The 18,570-nt window shown below is 61.7% G+C and carries 20 protein-coding genes; 10 read left to right on the forward strand and 10 right to left on the reverse strand.

The window, feature by feature from the left end; translation table 11 throughout:
* Positions 1-40 precede the first annotated feature (40 nt).
* Positions 41-439, forward strand: coding sequence for a lysozyme inhibitor LprI family protein (locus tag EXN22_RS25735; RefSeq protein ID WP_130266668.1), 399 nt, complete (start codon positions 41-43; stop codon positions 437-439).
* A gap of 2 nt (positions 440-441) precedes the next feature.
* Here the strand turns inward: EXN22_RS25735 and EXN22_RS25740 are convergent, their stop codons facing one another.
* Positions 442-1,428 carry a tyrosinase family protein gene (locus tag EXN22_RS25740; RefSeq protein ID WP_130266669.1) on the reverse strand — a complete coding sequence of 329 codons (987 nt, stop codon included), beginning with the start codon at positions 1,426-1,428 and terminating at the stop codon, positions 442-444.
* A 127-nt stretch (positions 1,429-1,555) separates the two neighbouring features.
* Here EXN22_RS25740 and EXN22_RS25745 point away from each other — a divergent pair, with 127 nt between their 5' ends.
* Entirely contained in the window at positions 1,556-1,975 is a 420-nt protein-coding gene (locus EXN22_RS25745; RefSeq protein WP_130266670.1) for a DUF3010 family protein, read from the forward strand.
* Here the strand turns inward: EXN22_RS25745 and EXN22_RS25750 are convergent.
* Complete coding sequence (locus EXN22_RS25750; protein ID WP_130266671.1) at positions 1,962-2,912, reverse strand: GlxA family transcriptional regulator; 951 nt, start codon at positions 2,910-2,912, stop codon at positions 1,962-1,964. The genes EXN22_RS25745 and EXN22_RS25750 overlap by 14 nt on opposite strands.
* 168 nt (positions 2,913-3,080) lie before the next feature.
* Here EXN22_RS25750 and choX point away from each other — a divergent pair, with 168 nt between their 5' ends.
* The 5 genes from choX to EXN22_RS25775 all read left to right on the forward strand — a co-directional run bounded on the left by choX (position 3,081) and on the right by EXN22_RS25775 (position 6,852).
* Complete coding sequence (gene choX, locus EXN22_RS25755; RefSeq protein ID WP_130266672.1) at positions 3,081-4,025, forward strand: choline ABC transporter substrate-binding protein; 945 nt, start codon at positions 3,081-3,083, stop codon at positions 4,023-4,025.
* 61 nt (positions 4,026-4,086) lie between these two features.
* On the forward strand, positions 4,087-4,971 hold the full coding sequence (locus EXN22_RS25760) for a BKACE family enzyme (RefSeq protein WP_130266673.1): 885 nt from the start codon (positions 4,087-4,089) through the stop codon (positions 4,969-4,971).
* A gap of 15 nt (positions 4,972-4,986) precedes the next feature.
* Positions 4,987-5,952, forward strand: coding sequence for an L-carnitine dehydrogenase (locus EXN22_RS25765; RefSeq protein ID WP_130266674.1), 966 nt, complete (start codon positions 4,987-4,989; stop codon positions 5,950-5,952).
* Positions 5,953-5,965: 13 nt separating this feature from the next.
* The gene (locus EXN22_RS25770; protein WP_130266675.1) at positions 5,966-6,436 is read left to right on the forward strand and encodes a thioesterase family protein; all 471 of its coding nucleotides are present in this window, start codon (positions 5,966-5,968) and stop codon (positions 6,434-6,436) included.
* 161 nt (positions 6,437-6,597) lie between these two features.
* Positions 6,598-6,852, forward strand: a complete 255-nt coding sequence (locus EXN22_RS25775; RefSeq protein ID WP_130266676.1) for a hypothetical protein — start codon at positions 6,598-6,600, stop codon at positions 6,850-6,852.
* 83 nt (positions 6,853-6,935) lie between these two features.
* On the opposite strand, the gene gbdR is transcribed toward EXN22_RS25775, so the two are convergent.
* Together gbdR and EXN22_RS25785 are read right to left on the reverse strand one after the other, a co-directional pair.
* Positions 6,936-8,039, reverse strand: coding sequence for a choline metabolism transcriptional regulator GbdR (gene gbdR / locus EXN22_RS25780; RefSeq protein WP_130266677.1), 1,104 nt, complete (start codon positions 8,037-8,039; stop codon positions 6,936-6,938).
* 408 nt (positions 8,040-8,447) lie between these two features.
* Positions 8,448-9,824, reverse strand: a complete 1,377-nt coding sequence (locus EXN22_RS25785) for an L-serine ammonia-lyase (protein ID WP_130266678.1) — start codon at positions 9,822-9,824, stop codon at positions 8,448-8,450.
* A 447-nt stretch (positions 9,825-10,271) separates the two neighbouring features.
* On the opposite strand from EXN22_RS25785, the gene EXN22_RS25790 reads away from it, so the two are divergent.
* The 3 genes from EXN22_RS25790 (at position 10,272) to choV (ending at position 13,310) form a co-directional block, all read left to right on the forward strand.
* Positions 10,272-11,219, forward strand: a complete 948-nt coding sequence (locus EXN22_RS25790; RefSeq protein WP_130266679.1) for a choline ABC transporter substrate-binding protein — start codon at positions 10,272-10,274, stop codon at positions 11,217-11,219.
* A 67-nt stretch (positions 11,220-11,286) separates the two neighbouring features.
* Positions 11,287-12,135, forward strand: coding sequence for a choline ABC transporter permease subunit (choW, locus tag EXN22_RS25795; protein ID WP_176794313.1), 849 nt, complete (start codon positions 11,287-11,289; stop codon positions 12,133-12,135).
* Positions 12,132-13,310, forward strand: coding sequence for a choline ABC transporter ATP-binding protein (choV, locus tag EXN22_RS25800; protein WP_130266680.1), 1,179 nt, complete (start codon positions 12,132-12,134; stop codon positions 13,308-13,310). The genes choW and choV overlap by 4 nt, the downstream gene beginning before the upstream one ends.
* A gap of 65 nt (positions 13,311-13,375) precedes the next feature.
* On the opposite strand, the gene hisF is transcribed toward choV, so the two are convergent.
* From hisF to EXN22_RS25830, 6 genes are all read right to left on the reverse strand, one after another.
* Positions 13,376-14,146, reverse strand: a complete 771-nt coding sequence (gene hisF / locus EXN22_RS25805; protein WP_130266681.1) for an imidazole glycerol phosphate synthase subunit HisF — start codon at positions 14,144-14,146, stop codon at positions 13,376-13,378.
* 10 nt (positions 14,147-14,156) lie between these two features.
* Positions 14,157-14,894 (reverse strand): 1-(5-phosphoribosyl)-5-[(5-phosphoribosylamino)methylideneamino]imidazole-4-carboxamide isomerase, encoded by a 738-nt coding sequence (gene hisA / locus EXN22_RS25810; RefSeq protein ID WP_130266682.1) that lies wholly within the window; start codon positions 14,892-14,894, stop codon positions 14,157-14,159.
* 42 nt (positions 14,895-14,936) lie between these two features.
* Positions 14,937-15,197, reverse strand: a complete 261-nt coding sequence (locus EXN22_RS25815) for a DUF2164 domain-containing protein (RefSeq protein ID WP_130266683.1) — start codon at positions 15,195-15,197, stop codon at positions 14,937-14,939.
* Positions 15,197-15,835 (reverse strand): imidazole glycerol phosphate synthase subunit HisH, encoded by a 639-nt coding sequence (hisH, locus tag EXN22_RS25820; RefSeq protein ID WP_130266684.1) that lies wholly within the window; start codon positions 15,833-15,835, stop codon positions 15,197-15,199. Before hisH ends, EXN22_RS25815 begins: the two co-directional genes overlap by 1 nt.
* Positions 15,835-16,428, reverse strand: a complete 594-nt coding sequence (gene hisB, locus EXN22_RS25825) for an imidazoleglycerol-phosphate dehydratase HisB (protein WP_130266685.1) — start codon at positions 16,426-16,428, stop codon at positions 15,835-15,837. The genes hisH and hisB overlap by 1 nt, the downstream gene beginning before the upstream one ends.
* A gap of 218 nt (positions 16,429-16,646) precedes the next feature.
* Complete coding sequence (locus tag EXN22_RS25830) at positions 16,647-18,308, reverse strand: OFA family MFS transporter (protein ID WP_130266686.1); 1,662 nt, start codon at positions 18,306-18,308, stop codon at positions 16,647-16,649.
* Positions 18,309-18,570 lie beyond the last annotated feature (262 nt).

An 18,570-nucleotide genomic window follows, 5' to 3' on the forward strand; every position in this document is an offset into this window, starting at 1 on the left:
CGGCGCCTATGTTCGCGCAAGCTTTGGGAGGATGTCGCAGATGAGAACGATGGTAGGGCTGGCCCTGGTATTGCTGGCATTCGGCGCCCATGCCCAGGACGACGAAAGCACCCCGTGCGATAACGTCGAAACCGACCAGCAGACCTTTGAATGCGCCAAGTACAGCCGCACCACCGCTGAACGTGAACTCAGTGCCGCTTTCGATGACCTGCTGCAACGCATTGGCGAGCAGTACGACGGCCAGCCTGCCAAGGTTGCCGAGTTGAGCAAACGCCTGCGTGACGCCGAGGCCATCTGGAAGCAGTTGCGCGACGCCGATTGCAAGGTCGAGACCTTCGACGCCAAGCCCGGCAAGGCGTTCGACACCGCGCAAAACACCTGCCTGGCCCAACGTAGCGACGATCGCTCGGAATACCTGCAATCGCTGGGCCTGCAGTAACCCTACATATATGGGTTGTACTTCAATCTACGCTCCCATCCAGATACTGGCGGCTGCGGGGTTACCGATGACGAGTATTCGTAGCCCAAGGCCGCAATATCCAACACATCACTCAAGCGCTTGCGTGTGTCGCCCTCACCCGGACCATAAATCATATCGTCATTGAGGTTATGCCCCCACGCGCCCCCTTCTTCGGGCTGATAGTTGTCCCGTCCCCTGACCGCTTGCCAGTCCGCCCAGATTTTGTCGACAAAACAGTGATGAAGAAAGAACACCGGGTCATCCGGTGACATCATCGTCGCCATGTTGCCGCCAATCCAGTTGTGCACACGGTTGTGCAACTGGGTGCCAGGCTCGGTCAAGGCACTGTCGGCATTGGGGGTAACCCATCCTTCCAGGTAATTGCAAAAACCCATCTGGAACTGCTCGCCAAAATGCCCAGGCTCAGAGTAATGCGGGCGCGACATGGCCCTTGCCAAGGCCTGTGCATTGGGCAGCGTGCTTGCGAGTCTGCCAAAATTGCGTCGCAGTGGCTCCTTAGCACCTTCAGTAAGTGGGAAAACAACCGGCCAAGTTTCTGGATTGGAAAATGGTCCGTCCTGGATGAAGTCGTTCTTCTCCGGGTCTCCATTACCTCCCATCCAGTTCGAAGCCCATATTGGTGACTCCTCCGGGTTTGCGCTATCCAGCGTCCAGTCCCAATACGGTAGCGTGCCGTCACTAAACGACCCTACCGTGCGCAGCTCATCTTCCAGCATTTTTACAAACCAGCGGTGCCATGGCAGGAAGGCCGGCCCTCTGTGGGCATGGTTACGAAAACTGCTGTACGGGGGCTCTCCAGGCAGTGAAGTCGCCTCCATAGCATCAAGGTGCCACTGCACATACTTGTCGTATGCCCCTCGACGTTTCAGCTCAAGAAAAGCGCTGGTTAAACCGGTTACTTCAACAGGGGTAAGCTGCCGAATTTCCTTTCTGATCCGCGTAGCCATGAAAATTGCTCCCTTGAAATTTGCCCTATTCGAACAGGAGCCTCACCATAGATCGCAATTGTTTAGCGCCGATACTGGCAAAAATGCCAGGTCCGCCTAGACCCACTTCTGGAGAGCAACTGCCCCCATGAAAATCTGCGGAATTGAAATCAAAGGCAGCGAAGCGCTGCTCGCCGTTGCCACGCTTGACGGTGCCAGCTCTGTGCATCTGGCCCTGCCCCTGAAAAAACTCGGTCTGGACGATGACGAGCAGGCGGACAACGTCAAAGCCTTTGCCAACCAGGCCCGACAATTTGTCGCTGAGCATGGCATCAGCCACCTGGCAATCAAGAAACGCAGCAAGAAAGGCGACTTCGCTGGCGGCCCGACCACCTTCAAGATCGAAGGTGTATTGCAGTTGCTGGACAATTGCACGGTGGAGCTGGTTTCACCACAGACCGTCAGCGCCCAGGCCAAAAAGCACAACCTTGAGCTGCCTGCTTCGTTGAACAAGTACCAGCACGAAGCCTACAAAACCGCCTGCGCCCTACTGCTCAGCCGCCGCTGACAGCGACCTTGCGGTCTTCTCGCGGGCAACGTGCAAAGCGCGCGCGGTAGCAGCGGGTGAAATAGGACGAGGACTCGAAACCGCAGGCGATGCTCACCTCCAATACGCTCAGGTCGGTCTGGCGCAACAGTTGCCGGGCCTTGTCCAGGCGCAGGCGCAGGTAGAAGCCGCTGGGGGTGTCGTGCAGGTACAGGCGGAACAGCCGCTCCAGCTGGCGTCGGGTCACCTGCACCGCCTGCGCCAGCACCAGGGTGTTGAGCGGCTGTTCGGTGTTGCGCTCCATTTCGCCGATTACCTGCACCAGTTTCTTGTTGCTGATCCCGTAGCGTGAGGCGATCTGCATGCGCTGGTGATCCTGGCGCGGGCGGATGCGCCCGAGCACGAACTGCTCCGACACCTGGATAGCCAGGTCCGGGCCATGGGCCTGGGCAATCAGGTCGAGCATCAGGTCAATCGAGGCGGTGCCGCCCGCCGAAGTGATACGTCGGCGATCGACTTCGAACAGTTCCTGAGTCGCCTGCAAGTGCGGGTAATTTTCCTTGAAGGCTTCCAGCGCCTCCCAGTGCAGTGTCACCCGGTGACCCTCGAGCAGGCCGGCTTCGGCCAGCACCACAGTGCCGGTATCGATACCGCCCAACACCACCCCCTCATGATCGAGCTTGCGCAGCCAGTGCTGCAGGGCCGGGCCGAAGCTGCGCAGCGGCTCGAAACCCGCAACCACCAATAACGTCACGCCCTTGCCCAGGGGCTGTAGCGCAGCGTCGGCATTGACCGACATGCCATTGCTGGCTTGCACCGCACCGCCATCCATACTCAGCACCTGCCAGCGGTACAGCTCACCGCGAAAGCGGTTGGCCACCCGCAGTGGCTCTATCGCGGAAATAAAGCCGATGGCGGAGAAGCCAGGCAACAGCAAGAAATGGAAATCCTGGGGCATAGCGACAACTCGACGGCCACCGATGCTGGGTTAATAGCGCGCTGGTCGCCACTGTGCAAGTGCCGGTCGCTGGAGTGCGACTTTTACCCAGGGCACCCGCGTAGTTTGATCACACGGCACGCAGAGGCCGCCCCTATAACAATTAGAACTGCCGTTGGAGGAGCCACCATGAACAGATTGATCAGTCGTAGCCTGCTCACGCTCGTCGGTACCGCAATCCTCAGCACCAACGTGATGGCCGCAGAACCGGCCGCCTGCAAGAACGTGCGCCTTGGCGTGGTGAACTGGACCGATGTGATGGCCACCAGCGCCATGACCCAGGTTCTGCTCGATGGCCTGGGTTACAAGACCAAGCAGACCAGTGCCTCGCAACAGATCATTTTCGCCGGCATTCGCGACCAGCGCCTGGACCTGTTCCTCGGCTACTGGAACCCGATCATGACCCAGACCATCACCCCCTTCATCGATGCCAAGCAGGTCAAGGTGCTTGACCAACCCAGCCTCGACGATGCCCGCGCGACCCTTGCGGTGCCCAAGTACCTGGCCGACAAGGGCCTGAAGACTTTTGCCGACATCGCCAAATTCGAGAAGGAGCTGGGCGGCAAGATTTACGGCATCGAGCCAGGCTCCGGCGCCAACACCCAGATCAAGGCGATGATCAGCAAGAACCAGTTCGGCCTGGGCAAATTCCAGCTGGTCGAGTCGAGCGAGGCCGGCATGCTCGCCGCCGTCGACCGCGCGGTGCGGCGCAACGAGGCGGTGGTGTTCTTCGGCTGGGCGCCGCACCCGATGAACGTCAACATCGACATGGCCTACCTCAGCGGCAGCGAAGGCGCCCTGGGCCCGGACGAAGGCCGCGCCACGGTGTGGACCGTCACTGCCCCGGACTACGCCCAGCGCTGCCCGAACGTCCACCAGTTGCTGACCAACCTGACCTTCAGCGCCGAGGACGAGAGCCGCATGATGCAACCGCTGCTCGAGCATAAAGACGCGCTCGAATCCGCCCGCCAGTGGCTCAAGGATCACCCGCAAGACCAGAAGCGCTGGCTTGAAGGGGTGAGCACTTTTGACGGCAAGCCGGCCGCCGACAATCTGCAACTGACTGCCAACTGACAGCCCCTGTGGGAGCGGGCTTGCCCCGCGATGGCCCCAACTCGCCCGAAGGAAACCGCACATGAACCACGACGTCATCATCACCTGCGCCCTGACCGGCGCCGGTGACACCGCCAGCAAGAGCCACCTGGTCCCGGTCACCCCGAAACAGATTGCCGCAGCCGCCGTGGAAGCCGCCAAAGCCGGCGCCACGGTGGTCCACTGTCACGTCCGCGACCCGCAAACCGGCCGCTTCAGCCGCGACGTAGCGCTGTACCGCGAAGTCATGGAGCGCATCCGCGAGTCGGACGTCGACATCATCGTCAACCTTACCGCCGGCATGGGCGGCGACCTGGAGATCGGCCCGGGCGAAACGCCGCTGGAGTTCGGCGCCGGTACCGACCTGATCGGCCCACTGGAACGCCTGGCCCATGTCGAGGCGCTGCTGCCGGAAATCTGCACCCTGGACTGCGGCACCCTCAACTTTGGCGACGGCAACAGCATCTACGTGTCGACCCCGGCGCAACTGCGCGCGGGCGCCAAGCGCATCACTGAACTGGGCGTCAAAGCCGAGCTGGAAATCTTCGACACCGGCCACCTGTGGTTCGCCAGGCAGATGATCAAGGAAGGCCTGCTCGACGATCCGCTGTTCCAGCTGTGCCTGGGCATTCCCTGGGGCGCTCCGGCCGACACCACGACCATGAAAGCCATGGTCGACAACCTGCCGGCCGGCGTGACCTGGGCTGGTTTCGGCATCGGTCGCATGCAGATGCCGATGGCCGCGCAAGCGGTACTGCTGGGCGGCAATGTGCGGGTGGGCCTGGAAGACAACCTGTACTTGGACAAAGGCGTGCTGGCCAGTAATGGCCAACTGGTGGAGCGCGCCAGCGAGATTCTCAGCCGCCTTGGCGCACGGGTCCTCAGCCCTGCCGAAGGCCGCGCCAAAATGAACCTGACCCGCCGCTGATTACTGGAGAAACCGATGAGCTTTATCACCGAGATCAAGACCTTTGCAGCCCTGGGCAGCGGCGTAATCGGCAGCGGCTGGGTGGCCCGCGCCCTGGCCCATGGCCTGGACGTAGTCGCCTGGGACCCGGCTCCCGGCGCCGAAGCGGCCTTGCGTATACGTGTTGCCAACGCCTGGCCAGCCCTGGAGCAACAAGGCCTTGCCACCGGCGCCTCACAGGACCGGCTGCGCTTTGTCGCGACCATCGAGGAATGCGTGGGCGATGCCGACTTCATCCAGGAAAGCGCTCCCGAGCGCCTGGAGCTCAAGCTTGAGCTGCACAGCAAGATCAGCGCCGCAGCCAAGCCCAACGCGCTGATCGGCTCCAGCACCTCGGGGCTGTTGCCCAGCGAGTTCTACGAATCGTCGACCCACCCCGAGCGCTGCGTGGTCGGCCACCCGTTCAACCCGGTTTACCTGCTGCCCCTGGTGGAGATCGTCGGCGGCAACAAGACCGCGCCCGAAGCCATCGAAGCGGCGAAAACCGTCTATACCCGCCTTGGCATGCGCCCGCTGCATGTACGCAAGGAAGTGCCCGGTTTTATCGCCGATCGCCTGCTCGAAGCGCTCTGGCGCGAAGCTTTGCACCTGGTCAACGACGGTGTGGCAACGACTGGCGAGATCGATGATGCGATTCGTTTTGGCGCCGGCCTGCGCTGGTCGTTCATGGGTACCTTCCTGACCTATACCCTGGCCGGTGGCGATGCCGGCATGCGCCACTTCATGGCCCAGTTCGGTCCGGCACTGCAACTGCCCTGGACCTACCTGCCAGCCCCGCAGCTGACCGACGACCTGATCGACGCCGTGGTCGAGGGCACCAGCGAACAACTGGGCGAACGCAGCATCAGCGCGCTGGAGCGCTATCGTGATGATTGCCTGCTGGCGGTGCTGGATGCGGTAAAAACCACCAAGGCCAAGCACGGCATGGCTTTTTGCGACTGACCGGAGTGCAACGATGCCCGCATTGATCACCTACCAGACCCCGGTCCAGGCGGACTGGGTCGACTACAACGGGCATCTGCGCGATGCCTTTTACTTGCTGATTTTCAGCTATGCCACCGACGCCTTGATGGACCGCATGGGCCTGGACAGCGAAAACCGCAGCGCCAGCGGCAATTCACTGTTCACCCTGGAGTGTCACTTGAACTACCTGCACGAAGTGAAGCTTGGTACCCAGGTCTGGGTGCAGACCCAGATCATCGGCTTTGACCGCAAGCGCTTGCATCTGTACCACAGCCTGCACCGCGAGGGATTCGACGAGGCGTTGGCGGCCAGTGAACAGATGCTGCTGCATGTGGACCTGGCGGGGCCAAGGTCGGCGCCGTTTGCGCCCGCCGTAGTGGAGCGCTTGCAGGGGATTGTCGATGAGCAGGTTGATCTGCCGGCGGCCGAGTTTGTTGGCCGGGTGATTGGATTGCCAATATAAGAGCGTTATCGCGGGGCAAGCCCGCAGTCCTACTCTGTCGATTTACCCGAAAACGACCTGCTCTTAGGTAAAGCAGCCATTGCGACATTCTGTCCTTGCCGCAGTGCGGCAGTGCCCACAGAATCGACTGACGATCACACCTGCAAACAAGGACAACAACCATGATGCATGCGGATTTGATTGATCAGGACGACCTGCTGGGGCAACTGCGCGCCCTGGGTTTCGAGATGCCCACCGATGCCAGTGCCGAGCAGGCCTGTGAGTACGCGGTACGAGGCTTGAGCGAGCCGCGGGCCAAGGCCTTGAAGGGCATGGTCGAGCAGATGTACACCGGCAACGCGACCATTCTGCCGGCCGTGCGCCAGGCCATCGAACAGCAGCTGTTGCCGGCGCTGGCGCAGTTCCAGAATCGCTAGAAGCATCGCGGGGCAAGCCCGCTCCCACAGGGTGGAGAACATCCTGTGGGAGCGGGCTTGCCCCGCGATAACTCCACCCTGCCCTAGAGCCTCACACTGGCAAAGGTCGACTCATTGCGCGCCTGGCTCAAGGCTGACATCGGCCCGGCCAGCGGCGACAGCACCAGGGCCTGCGGGATCGGCATCATCGCCACCTGCTGGGCGGTATTGGAGCCCACACGCTCGTCACGCGGCGGAATGCCGAAGTATTCGCGGTAGCACTTGGAGAAATGCGGCGTCGACACGAAGCCACACACCGAGGCCACTTCGATGATCGACATCGGCGTCTGCTTGAGCAGTTGCCGGGCGCGGATCAGGCGCAGCTTCAGGTAGTAGCGCGACGGCGAGCAGTGCAGGTACTTCTGGAACAGGCGCTCAAGCTGGCGCCGCGACACCGACACATAAACAGCCAGTTCGTCCAGGTCGATCGGCTCTTCCAGATTGGCTTCCATCAGCGCAACGATTTCCTGCAATTTGGGCTGGTTGGTGCCAAGCATGTGCTTGAGCGGCACACGCTGGTGATCCTGTTCGTTGCGGATGCGCTCGTAGACGAACATCTCGGAGATCGCCGCCGACAGCTCGCGGCCATGGTCACGGCTGATCAGGTGCAGCATCATGTCCAGCGGCGCAGTGCCGCCGGAGCTGGTGAAACGGTTACGGTCGAGGGTGAACAAGCGGGTGCTCATGCTCACCCGCGGAAAAGCTTCCTGCATGGACGCCAGGCATTCCCAGTGCACGCTGCAATCAAAGCCGTCGAGCAGGCCGGCGCAGGCTAGGGCCCAACTGCCGGTGCACACCGCACCCAGGCGACGGGACTGGCGCGCCTGGCTCTGCAGCCAGGTGACGTGCTCGCGGGTCACGGTGCGTTGAATGCCAATACCACCGCAGACAATTACGGTGTCCATGGCCGGTGCCTTGTGCATGGCTGCATCGGGGGTGATCTGCAAGCCGTCGCTGGCCCAGACCTGGCCACCATCCACGCTCAACGTGCTCCAGCGGTACAGCTCGCGGCCGGACAACTGGTTGGCCATGCGCAGTGGCTCAACAGCGGAAGCAAGGGAAATCAGCGTGAAATTGTCCAACAGCAGAAAGCCGATGGATTGAGGTGTGCGGTTCTGGGTTGGGGTCCCGGAGTTGTACGACGTCATCGCGATATCTCCTCACACAATGCAGGTTGTGCCTCAGGCAGGCACGGGCTTTTTTGTCACGGCCCCCATTCGGATGCAGGGGCTTTGCCAATCACAACGCAAATGCCATGCCGGAAATTGAATGGCCATTCAATAAAACCCAAAAACGACGTCGCGCCACGTCTATATGGCCCTTGTTCCCACACCCGGTTATAAACGCAAACGACCGGCCTAGTGCCGGTCTGTAGGACGCGTGAGCAATTCGGTAGCACTTGTGTGAAGGATGCCCAGAAACGACAGCGGCAACTGTCACCCAAGGCGCCAGGCGCGGGGGTGACAGCCGATTGCCCGAGGTAGAGTCGACCTGCGCGCCGAAAGGCAGCGCACAGCTCGAGGGTGAACGAAAACGGCGCAGGCCACTTCGTCGATTCAACATTCGATGGCGCTGACCGCAAGGCCCCCGCGCGAGGTTTCCTTATACTTGTCGTGCATGTCGGCGCCGGTATCACGCATGGTGCGAATGACCCGATCCAGAGAGATGAAGTGTTCGCCATCACCGCGCAAGGCCATCTGCGCGGCGTTGATGGCCTTGACCGCGGCTATCGCATTGCGCTCGATACACGGTACCTGCACCAGCCCGCCGACCGGGTCGCAAGTCAGCCCCAGGTTGTGTTCAAGACCGATCTCGGCGGCGTTTTCCAGCTGCCCCGGCGTCGCCCCGAGCACTTCGGCAAGGCCGGCTGCGGCCATGGCGCAAGCCGAACCAACCTCCCCCTGGCAACCGACTTCGGCACCGGAGATCGAAGCGTTCTTCTTGCACAGGATGCCCACCGCCGCCGCACCGAGGAAGAAGTCGACAACGTTGGCCTCGCTGACTTCGTCGCTGAAGCGCATGTAGTAGTGCAGCACTGCCGGAATGATCCCCGCCGCGCCATTGGTGGGCGCGGTGACCATGCGCCCGCCAGCGGCATTCTCTTCGTTGACCGCCAGGGCATAGAGGTTGACCCACTCCATGGCGCTCAGGGTCGAGCCGATCACATTGGGCTTGCCCAACTCCTGCAGGCTGCGGTGCAGCTTGGCCGCGCGGCGTTTCACATTGAGCCCGCCGGGCAGGATGCCTTCGTACTTGAGACCGTTTTCGACACAGTCCTGCATGGCGCGCCACAGCTTCAACAGGCCGGCACGAATTTCCGCTTCGCTGCGCCAGACCTTCTCGTTTTCCATCATCAATTGCGACACACGCAGGTCGTTTTGCTTGCACAGCTCCAGCAGTTGCACTGCGCTGTCGAAGTCGTAGGGCAACACGGTGTTGTCCGCGTCAAGCACGCCGCTTGCAGCCTGGGCCGCATCGACAACGAAGCCGCCACCCACCGAGTAATAGGTATCGCGGTGCAGCTCGCCAGCGGCGCCTTCGGCAATCAGGGTCATGGCGTTGGGGTGGTACGGCAGATTCTCGTCGAGCAGCAGCATGTCGCGGGCCCAGACGAAGCCGACTGGCAGCCGGCCATCGAGCAGCAAGGTGTCTGTTTCGCGCAGGGCAGCGATGCGCGGGCCGATCTGCGCAGGGTCGATGGCGTCCGGCCACTCGCCCATCAGGCCCATGATCACCGCATTGTCGCTGCCATGGCCGATACCGGTGGCCGACAGCGAGCCGTACAGGCGAACTTCAATACGCCGTACCTGTTCCAGCTCGTCGCGCAGGCCCAGGCCCTGGACGAACAGCGCTGCCGCGCGCATGGGCCCGACGGTATGGGAACTGGATGGGCCAACGCCGATCTTGAACAGGTCGAACACACTGATGGCCATGCCATCTACCTCCTGAGTAGGCGGCCCCGCAGCCCAAGCCAAGGGCGCCGCAACTGCTACGCTAAATAGGCGGCAATCCGCCGATTCCGCGCATCATCAGGCTTTTGTCAGGACTTCTGACGTCTGCAACCGACGCGTTCTTGCCCAGCAACGCCGCCAACTGACAGCCGTGCCCGTGCGCCGTTTTTTTGCGGTGCACAGGTGTCGAAACTGCGTTTACCGGGTGGGATAAACCTGTAAACGACCTCATCGACACTGGATGCGACCCTGTCTGTACTGGATACGACGCACCCTGTAGGCGTTTGATTTTCGCTGTTAGATGATCGGTATCGACTCGATTGCACGGCAGCCGTCCCGCTATCGCCCGATAGTCAGGCCCGACCGAATGCAAACCATAAAGCACGGCGGTCCCATGGGACATCCGAAAAAAAACCAGGAGTCCATCGAATGAAAGGTTCACCCTCGCTATTGCTGGCCGCAGTGCTGAGTCTGCCGGTGCTGGCCCAGGCCGCCGAGCCTGAGCAGTGTCACACCGTCAACTTCTCCGATGTTGGCTGGACCGACATCACCGTGACCACCGCGGTCACCAGCGTCGTGCTCCAGTCGCTGGGCTACAAAACCAAGACCACGATGATTTCGGTCCCGGTGACCTACAAGTCGCTGGCCGATGGCAAGAACATGGACGTGTTCCTCGGCAACTGGATGCCGACTATGGAGAACGACATCAAGCAGTACCGTGATGCCGGCACCGTGGAAACCGTGCGGGCCAACCTTGAGAACGCCAAGTACACCCTGGCGGTGCCCCAGGCGCTGTACGACAAGGGCCTGAAGAACTTCGCCGATATTGCCAAGTTCAAGAAGGAACTGGACGGCAAGATCTACGGTATCGAACCGGGCAACGACGGCAACCGTACCATCCAGAGCATGATCGACAAGAACGCCTTCGGCCTCAAGGACGCCGGCTTCAAGGTGGTCGAGTCCAGCGAGGCCGGCATGCTCTCGCAAGTGGAACGCGCCCAGCGCCGTGACACCGCCGTGGTGTTCCTGGGCTGGGAACCGCACCCGATGAACACCCGTTTCAAGATGAAATACCTGGACGGCGGCGATGACTTCTTCGGCCCCGAATATGGCAAGGCCACTGTCCTCACCAACACCCGCAAGGGCTATGCGCAAGAATGCAGCAACGTTGGCCAGTTGCTGAAAAACCTGTCCTTTACCCTCGACATGGAAAGCAAGCTGATGGGCAATGTCCTGGACGACAAGATGAAACCCGACGTTGCCGCCAAGGCCTGGCTGAAAAACAACCCCCAGGTGCTCGACACCTGGCTGGCCGGGGTCACCACCGTAGATGGCAAGCCTGGCCTGGAGGCAGCCAAAGCCAAACTCACGCAGTAAGCACTGCCTGCGGCGGGCTGGCCCCGCCGCAGGTGAGTCTTCAAACTTTTGCAGGTGGATGCTCGCTATCATGCTGATCGATGAAAAACTCCCTCTGGGCCAGTACATCGCAGGCTTCGTTGAATGGTTGACGCAACACGGCGCCAACTACTTCGATGCCTTCGCGGCGGCACTGGAATACATGATTCACGGTGTGACCGGGGCGCTGACCTGGTTCAATCCCTTCGTCCTGATCGGCCTGATTGCAGTGATCGCGCACCTGATCCAGCGCAAATGGGCGCTGACCGCATTCTGCGTACTGTCATTTTTGCTGATCCTCAACCTCGGTTACTGGCAGGAGACCATGGAGACCCTGGCCCAGGTGCTGTTCGCCACCCTGGTCTGCGTGGCCATCGGGGTGCCGCTGGGCATCCTCGCCGCGCACAAGCCGATGTTCTACACCGCGATGCGCCCGGTCCTCGACCTGATGCAGACGGTACCTACCTTCGTCTACCTGATCCCGACCCTGACCCTGTTCGGCCTGGGGGTGGTGCCCGGGCTGATCTCGACGGTGGTGTTCGCCATCGCCGCACCGATCCGCCTGACCTACCTGGGCATCTGTGACGTGCCCCAGGAGCTGCTCGATGCCGGCAAGGCCTTTGGCTGCTCCCGCCGCCAGTTGCTGTCGCGCATCGAACTGCCCCACGCCATGCCGAGCATCGCCGCCGGCGTGACCCAATGCATCATGCTGTCGCTGTCGATGGTGGTCATTGCGGCGCTGGTGGGTGCCGACGGCCTGGGCAAACCCGTGGTCAACGCATTGAACACCGCCGATATCGCCCTGGGCTTTGAAGCGGGTCTGGCAATTGTCTTGCTGGCAATCATGCTCGACCGCATCTGCAAACAACCCGACGCGCCGGTAAGGAGTGAAGCATGAGCATTATTCGCTTCGAAGACGTAGACGTTATCTTCTCCAGCCGACCGCGCGAGGCCCTGAGCCTGCTTGACCAAGGCCTTTCGCGGGAGCAGATCCTGAAAAAGACCGGCTTGGTGGTCGGGGTAGAGAAAGCCAATCTCGATATCAACAAAGGCGAGATCTGCGTACTGATGGGCCTGTCCGGCTCGGGCAAATCCAGCCTGCTGCGCTGCATCAACGGCCTCAACACTGTCAGCCGCGGCAAGCTGTTTGTCGAACACGAAGGCTCGCACATCGACATCGCCCACTGCACCCCGGCGGAACTGAAGATGATGCGCACCAAGCGCATCGCCATGGTGTTCCAGAAGTTCGCCCTGATGCCCTGGCTGACGGTGCGCGAAAACATCAGCTTCGGCCTGGAAATGCAGGGCCGCCCGGAGAAGGAACGGCGCAAGCTGGTCGATGAGAAACTCGAACTGGTGGGCCTGACCCAGTGGCGCAACAAAAAGCCCGACGAGCTGTCGGGCGGCATGCAGCAGCGGGTCGGCCTGGCCCGGGCGCTGGCCATGGATGCCGACATCCTGCTGATGGACGAACCCTTTTCGGCCCTCGACCCGCTGATCCGTCAGGGCCTGCAGGACGAGCTGCTGGAGCTGCAGCGCAAACTGAGCAAAACCATCGTGTTCGTCAGCCATGACCTGGACGAAGCGCTGAAACTGGGTAGCCGCATCGCAATCATGAAAGACGGCAAGATCATTCAGTACAGCAGGCCCGAAGAGATCGTTCTCAACCCGGCCGACGAGTATGTCCGCACCTTCGTCGCCCATACCAACCCGCTCAATGTGCTGTGCGGCCGCAGCCTGATGCGCACCCTGGACAAGTGCAAGCGCATCAACGGCTCGGTATGCCTGGACCCGGGCGGCGACTCCTGGCTGGACCTGGCCGAAGGCAACACCATCAAGGGCGCACGTCAGGGCGCCAACGGCATGGACCTGCAAAACTGGGCACCGGGGGAAGCGGTGGAAGGCCTGGGCCGCAAACCGACCCTGGTCAGCGTCAATATCGGCATGCGCGAAGCCTTGCAGATCCGTTACCAGACCGGCAACAAGCTGGTGCTTCAGGAAGGTAACAAGGTGGTGGGGATTCTTGGTGACAGCGAGCTGTATCACGCGCTCTTGGGCAAGAATCTGGGGTAAAAAGCATCGCGGGGCAAGCCCGCTCCCACCAAGTGGGAGCGGGCTTGCCCCGCGATAGAGGAGCGTCAGCGAACGACGATACCCTGCTTGGCCATGAAGGCCTTGGCCTCCGGCACCGTGTACTCACCGAAGTGGAAGATGCTCGCCGCCAACACCGCGCTGGCATGGCCTTCGATAATCCCGTCAGCCAGGTGCTGCAGGTTGCCCACACCACCCGAAGCAATCACCGGAATGCCCAGGGCATCGCTGATGGCCCGGGTTACACCCAGATCAAAACCGTTCTTCATGCCGTCCTGATCCATGCTGGTCAGCAGGATCTCGCCGGCGCCCAAGCCTTCCATCTTCTTTGCCCACTCCACCGCATCCAGGCCGGTCGGCTTGCGGCCGCCATGGGTGAAGATTTCCCAGCGCGGGGTTTCGCCCGGGCCCGAGACCTTCTTGGCATCGATGGCCACCACGATGCACTGTGAACCGAAATGCGCGGCCGCTTCGCCAACGAATTCCGGGTTGAACACTGCGGCGGTGTTGATCGAAACCTTGTCGGCACCGGCATTGAGCAAGTTGCGGATGTCCTGCACACAGCGTACGCCACCGCCCACGGTCAGCGGGATGAACACCTGGCTGGCCATGCGCTCGACGGTATGCAGGGTGGTGTCACGGCCATCGACGCTGGCGGTGATGTCGAGGAAGGTGATCTCGTCAGCCCCTTGTTCATCGTAGCGCCGGGCAATTTCTACCGGGTCGCCGGCATCGCGGATGTTCTCGAACTTGACGCCCTTGACCACCCGGCCGTTATCCACGTCCAGGCAAGGGATGATGCGCTTGGCCAGTGCCATGTGGGAGTCCTCAGCCTGTGTAGCTGTCGCAGAAGGCTTGCGCCTGAGCGACATCCAGGGTGCCTTCGTAGATGGCACGGCCAGTGATCGCGCCAATGATGCCCGGTGCCTTGGCGTCGAGCAGGGCCTTGATGTCACCCAGGTTGTGGATGCCGCCGGAGGCGATCACCGGGATCTTCGTGGCCGCAGCCAGGGCAGCGGTGAAGGGTACGTTGCAGCCCTGCATCATGCCGTCTTTGGCGATGTCGGTGTAGACGATGGCCGAGACGCCGTCGGCTTCGAAACGCTTGGCCAGGTCGATGACCTGCACCGAGCTGACTTCAGCCCAGCCATCGGTGGCGACGAAACCGTCCTTGGCATCCAGGCCGACAATGACCTTGCCCGGGAAGGCGCGGCAGGCTTCGGCGACGAACTCAGGTTCCTTGACCGCCTTGGTGCCGATGATCACGTAGCTGACGCCGGCCTTGACGTAGTGCTCGATGGTTTCCAGCGAACGGATACCGCCACCGATCTGGATCGGCAGGTTCGGGTAGCGCTTGGCGATCGCGGTGACCACCTCGCCGTTGACCGGCTGGCCTTCGAAGGCGCCATTGAGGTCAACCAGATGCAGCCGGCGGCAGCCCCCTTCAACCCATTTGGCGGCCATGCTCACCGGGTCATCGGAGAATACGGTGGAGTCTTCCATGCGGCCTTGGCGCAGGCGTACGCAAGCACCGTCCTTGAGATCGATAGCGGGGATAATCAGCATCTGCAAAACCTGTCTATTCGGTAAACAGTGATGCTCGAAAAGTCAGTTCTTCTCGAGCGCCCACAGGTCGCTTTCGATGCTCTCGAACCGTTCCTTGAGGTGGTTCTGCACATCGAAAATCGCCCTGTTGTAGTAGTGCGGGGCAATCTCTTTGGTGAACAGTTCCAGGACTTCAGCCACCTCGAACGACCCCAGCTGCAGCTCGAAACGGTCTTCGAGAAAGCGCTTGAGGGTCGCCAGCGCTTCGCGTTCCTGTTCCGCTGCCAGCGTGAGGATCGGCGGCTTGGCCCTGGACTTGCCCATTACCAGCGCCCGTCCCAGGCAGCGAAGTTCTGCAGCAACTGCAGGCCATGGGTATGGCTCTTCTCCGGGTGGAACTGCACGGCAAAACGCGAGCCTTCGGCCAATGCGGCGGCGAAGTCGACGCCGTAGTGACCGCGACCGACCACCTGGCCCGGCTTGCCGGCGGTGATGTAGTAGCTGTGCACGAAGTAGAAGCGTGCAAGGTCAGGAATGTTGTGCCACAGCGGGTGCTCGATGCTCTGGGCGACTTCGTTCCAGCCCATGTGTGGCACCTTGAGGTGCTCGCCGTCTTCGTGCAGGTCTTTGCCGAAGAAGCGCACATTGCCCGGGAACAGGCCGATGCAGTCGACGCCGTCGTTCTCTTCGCTGTGATCGAGCAGCGCCTGCATACCCACGCAGATGCCGAGGAACGGCCGGTCCTGGCTGACTTCACGTACCAGGCTGTCGAAGCCCAGGCGGCGGATTTCAGCCATACAGTCACGGATCGCGCCGACACCCGGGAACACCACGCGGTCAGCTTCGCGAATCACATCAGCGTCACTGGTGATCAGGACCTTGCCGGCGCCTACGTGCTCAAGGGCCTTGGCCACCGAGTGCAGGTTACCCATGCCATAGTCGATAACGGCAACCGTCTGCATTACAGGCAACCCTTGGTCGATGGCATTTGCCCGGCCATGCGCTCATCCAGCTCGATGGCCATGCGCAGCGCGCGGCCGAAGGCCTTGAACACGGTCTCGATCTGGTGGTGGGTGTTGTGCCCACGCAGGTTGTCGATGTGCAGGCTGACGTTGGCGTGGTTGACGAAGCCCTGGAAAAACTCCTGGAACAGATCGACATCGAAGCCACCCACCGAGGCGCGGGTGTACGGCACGTGCATCTGCAGGCCCGGGCGGCCGGAGAAGTCGATGACTACCCGCGACAGCGCTTCGTCCAGCGGTACATAGGCATGGCCGTAGCGGCGGATGCCCTTCTTGTCGCCGATGGCCTGGTTGAAGGCCTGGCCCAGGGTGATGCCGACGTCTTCGACAGTATGGTGATCGTCGATATGCAGGTCGCCCTTGCATTCGATATCGAGGTCGATCAACCCATGTCGGGCGATCTGGTCGAGCATATGTTCAAGGAAAGGCACACCGATATCGAATCGGGCCTTGCCGCTGCCATCCAGGTTGATCGAGGCCTTGATCTGGGTCTCCAGAGTATTGCGCTCGACGGAAGCCTTACGTTCGACCATCACCAGCTCCGCAAAATCATTGGGCGAAAAAGGTGATCATTATAGGCCCAGAAGCGCACAGCTTGAAACGCAGATGACGCGTGGCAGGGAATTTACCTGGGATCTGGCAATTTTCAGCTATTTCTGTGGGAGCGGGCTTGCCCCGCGATGAGGTCTACACTCAATCGCGGGGCAAGTCGAGTCGTCGCACCGCCGCTCCCACATGACCCGCGATACCTCTAATTGAACAACACCGCAGTTTTCTGCAGCGTCACCCAGATACCCCAGGCCAGCGGCACCCCGACCAGCAGCCAGGCCACCAGCACCAGGGGCTTGCTGGCCGGATCCGCCTTCCACTCCAGTACCCGCTCACTGACGCTGCCCTGGTCGTGGCTCAGGGCCCGCTCGGCAGCCAGCTCGGCGTCAGTCATGAAGTACTTGTCAGCCACCGGCCTGACCAGCGCGTTGCAGATAAAGCCCAGCACCAGCAGCCCGGCGAGGATGTACAGGGTGATGTCGTAGGCCGCCGCCCGTGGCACGCCCAGCGCCAGCTGGTACTCGCGCAGGTAGGTGATCAGCACCGGGCCCAGCACCCCGGCCGCGGCCCAGGCGGTCAGCAGGCGACCGTGAATGGCACCGACCATCTGCGTGCCGAACAGGTCGGCCAGGTACGCCGGCACCGTGGCAAAGCCACCGCCGTACATCGACAGGATGATGCAGAACGCCGCCACGAACAGGGCAATGTTGCCCAGGTGACCCATGTTCGGCACCAGCGCATACAAGGCCACGCCCAGGGCGAAGAAGGCGAAATAGGTGTTCTTGCGCCCGATATAGTCGGAGAACGACGCCCAGAAGAAGCGCCCACCGATGTTGAACAGGCTCAGCAAGCCGGTGAAACCGGCGGCAATTGCCGCGATCTGGCCCAGTTGCGCGGCATTGAGCTGGCTGAAGCTCAGGTCGTTACCCAGCAGCTTGCCGGCAAACACTTCCTGCAACAGCGGCGAAGCCATACCGAGAATACCGATACCCGCCGACACGTTCAGGCACAGAACCAGCCAGATCAGCACAAACTGCGGGGTTTTCCACGCCACACTGACATGTACATGGCGATGGGTGATCATCGCGTTGTTGGCTTTTTTCAGCGGTGCGCTCCAGCCCTCAGGCTTCCAACCGGTAGGCGGTACGCGATAGGCCAGGGCGCCGCCGAGCATGAACACGAAGTAGATCACCGCCATCACCACGAAACTCTGCCAGACGCCGACGTCTTGCCCGCTGGCGAAGTGGTTCATCAGCGCGGCGGCCAGCGGTGCACCGACCATGGCACCGCCGCCAAAGCCCATGATCGCCATGCCGGTGGCCATGCCACGCTTGTCCGGGAACCATTTGATCAGGGTCGAGACCGGCGAGATGTAGCCCAGCCCAAGGCCGATCCCGCCAATCACCCCCGAGCCCAGCCACATCAGCCACAACTGGTGGGTGTACACGCCAAAGGCGGAAATCAGCAGGCCGCCGCACCAGCACAGGGTCGATACCACCCCGGCCTTGCGCGGCCCGGCATGCTCCAGCCAGCCGCCCCAGATGGCTGCAGAGCAACCCAGGAAGACAAAGAACAGCGTGTAGATCCAGCTGAGCATCGAAATCGGCCAGTCACACTCGGTGGTGAACATGCGCATCAGGAAGTTGGTCTGCTCCGAACAGACAACTGGCGCACTGATGCCGATGGCCTGCGACAGCGGCAACCAGAACACCGAAAAACCGTAGGCCATGCCGATGCACAGGTGAATGGCCAGGGCCGCTGGCGGCACCAGCCAGCGGTTGAAGCCCGGGCGGGCGATGATCCGCTCCTTGGACAAGAAGCCGGGCGCGCTGGCAATGGCTCCGGCCGTAATGCTGCTGTTCATTGTTGTGTTCCCCTCGTAGGAATGAAGCGCTCACCGCCCTCGACCTTGGCCCACTGGCAACTGGTCGTTTTTTCTTGGCGAACGGCCCTTGTGCGCGGCAAATAGCCGCAGCAGGGCCTGAGAGCGGCGAGAGAGTAGCACTTGCGCCAGCCGGTTTGGGCAACTGATACCCTCGTTTGCGCAGCAACTGATCTCCCCGGCAAGGAACTGTGCGTCCCCCTGTTGTCGAATCCGACACATTTGCAGGACTAAACCTTCGGGC

It is taken from the genome of Pseudomonas tructae (assembly GCF_004214895.1).
Classification (GTDB): domain Bacteria; phylum Pseudomonadota; class Gammaproteobacteria; order Pseudomonadales; family Pseudomonadaceae; genus Aquipseudomonas; species Aquipseudomonas tructae.

Coding starts and splice junctions, on each gene's coding strand:
- EXN22_RS25735 (WP_130266668.1), top strand. CDS start 41: ATGAGAACGATGGTAGGGCTGGCCCTGGTATTGCTGGCATTCGGCGCC.
- EXN22_RS25740 (WP_130266669.1), bottom strand. CDS start 1,428: ATGGCTACGCGGATCAGAAAGGAAATTCGGCAGCTTACCCCTGTTGAA.
- EXN22_RS25745 (WP_130266670.1), top strand. CDS start 1,556: ATGAAAATCTGCGGAATTGAAATCAAAGGCAGCGAAGCGCTGCTCGCC.
- EXN22_RS25750 (WP_130266671.1), bottom strand. CDS start 2,912: ATGCCCCAGGATTTCCATTTCTTGCTGTTGCCTGGCTTCTCCGCCATC.
- choX (WP_130266672.1), top strand. CDS start 3,081: ATGAACAGATTGATCAGTCGTAGCCTGCTCACGCTCGTCGGTACCGCA.
- EXN22_RS25760 (WP_130266673.1), top strand. CDS start 4,087: ATGAACCACGACGTCATCATCACCTGCGCCCTGACCGGCGCCGGTGAC.
- EXN22_RS25765 (WP_130266674.1), top strand. CDS start 4,987: ATGAGCTTTATCACCGAGATCAAGACCTTTGCAGCCCTGGGCAGCGGC.
- EXN22_RS25770 (WP_130266675.1), top strand. CDS start 5,966: ATGCCCGCATTGATCACCTACCAGACCCCGGTCCAGGCGGACTGGGTC.
- EXN22_RS25775 (WP_130266676.1), top strand. CDS start 6,598: ATGATGCATGCGGATTTGATTGATCAGGACGACCTGCTGGGGCAACTG.
- gbdR (WP_130266677.1), bottom strand. CDS start 8,039: ATGACGTCGTACAACTCCGGGACCCCAACCCAGAACCGCACACCTCAA.
- EXN22_RS25785 (WP_130266678.1), bottom strand. CDS start 9,824: ATGGCCATCAGTGTGTTCGACCTGTTCAAGATCGGCGTTGGCCCATCC.
- EXN22_RS25790 (WP_130266679.1), top strand. CDS start 10,272: ATGAAAGGTTCACCCTCGCTATTGCTGGCCGCAGTGCTGAGTCTGCCG.
- choV (WP_130266680.1), top strand. CDS start 12,132: ATGAGCATTATTCGCTTCGAAGACGTAGACGTTATCTTCTCCAGCCGA.
- hisF (WP_130266681.1), bottom strand. CDS start 14,146: ATGGCACTGGCCAAGCGCATCATCCCTTGCCTGGACGTGGATAACGGC.
- hisA (WP_130266682.1), bottom strand. CDS start 14,894: ATGCTGATTATCCCCGCTATCGATCTCAAGGACGGTGCTTGCGTACGC.
- EXN22_RS25815 (WP_130266683.1), bottom strand. CDS start 15,197: ATGGGCAAGTCCAGGGCCAAGCCGCCGATCCTCACGCTGGCAGCGGAA.
- hisH (WP_130266684.1), bottom strand. CDS start 15,835: ATGCAGACGGTTGCCGTTATCGACTATGGCATGGGTAACCTGCACTCG.
- hisB (WP_130266685.1), bottom strand. CDS start 16,428: ATGGTCGAACGTAAGGCTTCCGTCGAGCGCAATACTCTGGAGACCCAG.
- EXN22_RS25830 (WP_130266686.1), bottom strand. CDS start 18,308: ATGAACAGCAGCATTACGGCCGGAGCCATTGCCAGCGCGCCCGGCTTC.